The sequence below is a fragment of the Thermodesulfobacteriota bacterium genome (genome assembly GCA_036482575.1).
Taxonomy (GTDB): Bacteria; Desulfobacterota; GWC2-55-46; order GWC2-55-46; family JAUVFY01; genus JAZGJJ01.
The window spans coordinates 1-2,967 of sequence record JAZGJJ010000095.1 but is presented as its reverse complement, the minus strand read 5'-3'; the positions used below and the strand labels follow the sequence as shown (position 1 = coordinate 2,967).

Below are 2,967 nucleotides of genomic sequence, written 5' to 3'. Positions count from 1 at the left end.
GCCGCACCGGCTGAAAGGACGAGGGCGGCACAGATTGCCGTCATAAGGCTCTTATAGATCATTTCAGCTACCCTCCAGTGGTTGTTTGTGACGCATTTAAAAACAAGGGGGAAACCCGCTTATGGGGTTTTCCCCGGCATTGATGGCGCCCCCGAGACGACTCGAACGTCTGACACACGGATTAGGAATCCGATGCTCTATCCACTGAGCTACGGGGGCCAAGACTGAATGCCTGAGCGAAATATTCTACCATTAAGCCCGGCTTCCTTGCAAGGGGGAAATCCCCCCTTGACAGTTGCAGGCTTTTAATGTAGCCTTGGGGGGTAAGTAAAGAGTAGGATTTGTACGGTTGGGCATGAAATACCTTTGGTCGTACAAAACCACGACAGCTTATAAAAATTCAGAAAGGAGATTTTGTGCGATGCCAACAGGTAAAGTAAAATGGTTCAACGATTCAAAGGGCTTTGGCTTCATCGAGCAGGAATCCGGTGAAGACGTCTTTGTCCATCACTCGGCTATTCAGGCTGAAGGTTTTAAGACCCTCAGGGAAGGTCAGACCGTCGAGTTTGAGCTTGCAGAGGACGAAAAGGGCAAAAAGGCCATAAACGTTATCCCGCAGTAACGTCTATCTCTACTAAAAAAGGCCCCCATCATAATGGTGGGGGCCTTTTTTAGTAAGTGGCCGCTAAACTTCTGACGTTAGCGGTTTCTTTAGTACTTTAACAAAGAGAACGTCTTGTGGGGGGTGAGCTTATCCCTCCCCTTGAGCTCCTCGAGTTCCACTATGAAGGTGCACTCGACTATCTCCCCCCCCGTCTTGGTGACGAGCTCCGCCACGGCCGCGGCCGTGCCGCCCGTTGCGAGCAGGTCGTCGGCTATGAGCACCTTCTGCCCTTTCTCTATGGCGTCCTGGTGTATCTCGAGCGAGTCCTCGCCGTACTCGAGCGTGTAGGTGGCCTTGTGCGTCTTATGCGGGAGCTTACCGGGCTTCCTCACGAGCACCACCCCGGCCCCGAGCTTGTAGGCCAGCGCCGCGCCCACGATAAACCCCCTCGCCTCGATCCCCACCACCAGGTCTACAGGCCTTCCCACATAGCGGTGGCCGAGGAGGTCCACCATCCTCTGAAACGACACCGGGTCCTTGCAGAGGGTCGTGATGTCCTTGAAGACGATACCCTTTTTCGGGAAGTCCGGTATGTCGCGTATGCTCTCTTTAAGTTTCTCGACCATATCCCTATATCGATTCGGACGAGGTGATGTCGTTACGCTCTATAATCGTCTTGAGCTTGGCGAGCGCCCTCACCTCTATCTGCCGTATCCTCTCTCTGGTGACCCCGAAGAGCTGCCCTATCTGCTCGAAGGTCCGGGGCTCGCCGTCGAGGCCGAACCTGAGCCTTAAGACGGAGCCCTCGGTATCGTCGAGCATGTGCAGCCACCGGCGTACCTGGCTGTTCCTCTGCTCCGCGTCTATGGCATCGAAGGGCTCGGCCAGGTTTTCGTCCTTGAGCCTGTCGAGGAGCGTCTGCCCGGTCCTATCGGTCCCCCCTCCACCATCGTTGCCGCCCCGGTTCAGGGATGCGTCCAGCGAGCAACCTTTTCTCGCGACCATGGAGAGCTTCTTTACGTACCTGCCGCTGACCCCCATCATGCCGGCTAGTTCGGTCGTACTCGGCTCACGCTTGCGCTCGGCCTGGAACTGCCTTGAGACCTTGCCCATGCGGTATACGTCGTTGGTTACGTGGATAGGGAGCCTTACGGTCCTGCACTGGTTCAGCACGGCCCTCTCCACCGCCTGCTTTATCCAATAGGTGGCGTAAGTGGAAAACCTGCACCCCCTGCTGCCCTCGAAGCGCTCTACGGCCTTTATAAGGCCGATATTGCCCTCTTCTATAAGGTCCTGGAACGGGACCCCCCTGTGCCTGTGGCGCTTCGCTATGCTTACCACCAGCCGCAGGTTGGCCTCTATCATCCGCTCGCGGGCCCCTTTATCCCCTTCGGCGATAGACGCGGCAAGCCGCCTCTCATCTGCGGGGGAAAGGAGCGGATAGTTCCTTATGCCCCTGAAGTACGCCCCCACGGAGTCGGAAGTCGTCCCGGCCCCCTTCTCCGGCATCTTCCGAAGCCCTTCGTCCCTTGCGGTACGGCTTTTATTTCCTCTGGCCCTGATCTTTCTCGGCATTTTTTCCATAGCACCCTCCCGGTCTGTCAGTATTTATCCCGGATGTGTGCATCACGAAGGCTAATATTGTAACAGTAAGCGGCGCTTCAGGGCAAGAAAAAAAGCGGGTTACGGGTCTTCTTCTCCACCCTTACCTCGAAGTGAAGGTGGTATGTCGAGGCCCGCCCCGTATCCCCGACCCGGGCGATGGTCGCGCCTTTCTTGACCGAATCGCCGACCTTGACGAGGTTCTTGTCGTTGTGGGCGTACACGGTAAAGAAGTCGTCCGGGTGCTTTACTATCACCATGTTACCGTAGCCCCTCATCTTGTTGTCCGAGTGCACGACCTTGCCGGCGGCAGAGGCCTTTATGGGCGTGCCCTTAGGCGCCTTTATGTCTATCCCCTTGTGCATGTCCCCGCCCCTCATGCCGTAGGGGGAGATGAGCTTCCCCTTCACCGGCCAGGCGAACTTGCCCTTGTACGTTGTGACCTTCTTGTAGTGTCTCTTGGTCTCTTCCGGGGGTATGTAGGGGATGACTTTTTTGACCTTGCTCCTGCCGGGGATGAATATCCTCTGGCCGACCTTTATGAAGGTCGGGTCCTTTATGTCGTTTAGCTCGGCGACCTCCTGGATGTCCACCCCGTAGGTGTAGCATATCCTCCAGAGCGTCTGTCCGCGCTCGACCTTATGGTATACCCCTTCCCTCTTGAGGTATATCCCTTGCCTGGGGGTGGCGCAGCCGTAAGCGAGGAAAAGTACGAGGGCCCCGGCAAGAAGGGGCTTCATCCACGAGAGAGGGGGGCGAGG

4 protein-coding genes and 1 tRNA gene are annotated in these 2,967 nt (G+C 56.8%); 1 reads left to right on the top strand and 4 read right to left on the bottom strand.

Going from position 1 to position 2,967, the window contains the following annotated elements:
• Positions 1 to 143 precede the first annotated feature (143 nt).
• Positions 144 to 219: transfer RNA gene (locus V3W31_04165), tRNA-Arg, on the bottom strand.
• A gap of 202 nt (positions 220 to 421) precedes the next feature.
• Between V3W31_04165 and V3W31_04160 the strand changes: the two genes are divergently transcribed.
• Positions 422 to 622, top strand: coding sequence for a cold-shock protein (locus tag V3W31_04160; protein ID MEE9614137.1), 201 nt, complete (start codon positions 422 to 424; stop codon positions 620 to 622).
• A gap of 89 nt (positions 623 to 711) precedes the next feature.
• Here the strand turns inward: V3W31_04160 and V3W31_04155 are convergent, their stop codons facing one another.
• The 3 genes from V3W31_04155 to V3W31_04145 form a co-directional block, all read right to left on the bottom strand.
• On the bottom strand, positions 712 to 1,230 hold the full coding sequence (locus V3W31_04155) for an adenine phosphoribosyltransferase (protein ID MEE9614136.1): 519 nt from the start codon (positions 1,228 to 1,230) through the stop codon (positions 712 to 714).
• Positions 1,231 to 1,234: 4 nt separating this feature from the next.
• Positions 1,235 to 2,188, bottom strand: coding sequence for an RNA polymerase sigma factor RpoD/SigA (locus tag V3W31_04150; protein MEE9614135.1), 954 nt, complete (start codon positions 2,186 to 2,188; stop codon positions 1,235 to 1,237).
• A 77-nt stretch (positions 2,189 to 2,265) separates the two neighbouring features.
• On the bottom strand, positions 2,266 to 2,967 hold a 702-nt coding region (locus tag V3W31_04145), incomplete at its 5' end, for a LysM peptidoglycan-binding domain-containing M23 family metallopeptidase (GenBank protein ID MEE9614134.1).

Bases quoted from the DNA above. Each gene is read 5' to 3' on its own strand.
- V3W31_04160 (MEE9614137.1), top strand. From the start codon at position 422: ATGCCAACAGGTAAAGTAAAATGGTTCAACGATTCAAAGGGCTTTGGC.
- V3W31_04155 (MEE9614136.1), bottom strand. From the start codon at position 1,230: ATGGTCGAGAAACTTAAAGAGAGCATACGCGACATACCGGACTTCCCG.
- V3W31_04150 (MEE9614135.1), bottom strand. From the start codon at position 2,188: ATGGAAAAAATGCCGAGAAAGATCAGGGCCAGAGGAAATAAAAGCCGT.